This is a genomic window from Marinospirillum sp., assembly GCF_014859565.1.
On sequence record NZ_JACUUA010000416.1, the window covers coordinates 1 to 1802 of the forward strand.

General features: G+C 47.1%; 3 protein-coding genes. All 3 read right to left on the minus strand.

What is annotated here, in order from left to right:
* A partial coding sequence (locus IBX50_RS20340) for a hypothetical protein (protein ID WP_292258214.1) occupies positions 1–232 on the minus strand: 232 nt, incomplete at its 3' end.
* Positions 233–325: 93 nt separating this feature from the next.
* The gene (locus IBX50_RS20345; protein WP_292258216.1) at positions 326–457 is read right to left on the minus strand and encodes a hypothetical protein; all 132 of its coding nucleotides are present in this window, start codon (positions 455–457) and stop codon (positions 326–328) included.
* 122 nt (positions 458–579) lie between these two features.
* Positions 580–1802: AAA family ATPase (locus IBX50_RS20350; protein ID WP_292258219.1), on the minus strand; the 1223-nt coding region annotated here is incomplete at its 5' end.

Consider the following 1802-nt stretch of genomic DNA (forward strand, 5'->3'; position numbering starts at 1 on the left):
GCAACTGCTGCAGTTCTTGTTTGGTGCGTGGCAGGGTTTCGTGGTTAATCTCAAACTCATCCGCCCAGGCCAGAAGGCGCTCGACCCAGGAGTCATCATCCAGGGTGGCGAGGAAGTTGTCGTTCAACAGTTCCTCGGTGAGTTCATGCAGCTTTCTTACCCGCTCGGAGGTTTGGCTAAGCTGCCCCGCTGGGCGGAGCAGGCTGGGCAGGGTGTTTTTGGGGGTGGTCATAAACGGCTCCTTGTTGGTTGGGTTAGGCTTGGGTGCTGGTAGGTGGCCTATATTGTCGAGTTTTACACCTGAGTTAAAGCTGCTCTAAGAGTTTCAATCGCCCCCATCCAGTTTTGCCAGCTCAATAATTTCTGGGTTACCTCGATGCAACTTACCAAACGGAAGCTGGCAGTAGAGGTGAAATGCCAGCTTAACCTGCTCTTTTGTCCAGAGCATTCTTTCCATAACTGTATTGTCCTTTATTGGCTTACCGTATTTTAAACAGCTATTCACCAATGGGTCACGGGCAAATCGGATCTTCCACTACCGACCAGGCAGGCTTCCCAGATTTTGGTGTCCGGTTGGTGTTAATACAAAAAACCAAAAAGCCATAAAGGCACTTTTGCTCCAAAGCCTCGCTCCAAATCATCCAGTGCCAAAAAGCTGCTGGGTATATCTTTGATCTGTGAGAAGTCCTTGTTCTTTCCCCCAACCTCTACGGTATAAACATTGTTAATAGTGAAGTCACCTTTTCTGGCGGCGGTCACTTCATCGCTGTAAGCCAGCTGACTGAGAAAAAAGGTTTCTCTTACAGTGCCTATTTCCGGCTCTCTGGTGTAAAGCAAATTGGTATTGTTCAGGTAGATTTTTTCTGGCTTTTCCAGGGTTTTTAGACCCGAAGTACTTTTTTGTAGCAGGCGTATCAGCCCTGCATCCTCCAGATACTTGAGATAGTTTTTCAGGGTTCTTTCGTCTGCAACATCCACAAGCCGCTTTAGCTTGCTCAAATCCGGTACAAAGGGCACGCTCTGACGAATCAATCCTAAAAGAGCCAGAATCTTTTTGATGCTATTACCCGTCAAGGAGGGATGAACAAAAAGCAGATCGTTTTCGACACTAGCCTGGATGTGCTGCTCAAGAGTGATCCAGAAAAGCCCTTTATCCTGAATATCGTGGAAGTAGGGGTAGTACCCGGTTTTAAGGTATTGATGAAACAAAGGCATAATTTTTTGTTGCCTGCTCTCGACCGCTTCGATGACGGCATCAGCCAATTTCTGATGGTCACCCAGCAGCACTTCCAGGCTGACAGAATCAAACTCCAGCCCCATTTCCAGCCCAAGAAACTCACGAAAACTCATACCCGGCATCTTGTGCACCAATGCGCGTCGACTCAGGTCATGTGAGCCTTTATGAATTTCAAGAGCAGAACTTCCTGTTGCAACAAGGCGCAAGTCAGTAAAAGTATCGTAGATGCTCTTCAGTTCCTGTGACCAGTTTTTGTACTTGTGAATTTCATCAATACAAAGCAGCGTCCCACCTTGCATGACAAAAGCTTCAGCGATCTCGTACAGGGACAGATTTTGAACCAGATAATGATCAGCCTGCACAAAAAGCGAGCGAGTTGTGTAGGGGTCACCCTCTGAAGCCTCCATCAGGTGTTGAATCAGCACCGTTGTTTTGCCAATGCCCCGCTGCCCAATAAGGATATTCATCCGATGGTGAAAACCAACACTATCCAGAAAATACCTACGAAAAGGCTGATGGTAGTTTTTGATATACGCTTGCGACAGAGGAAATAATTTATCTAGCA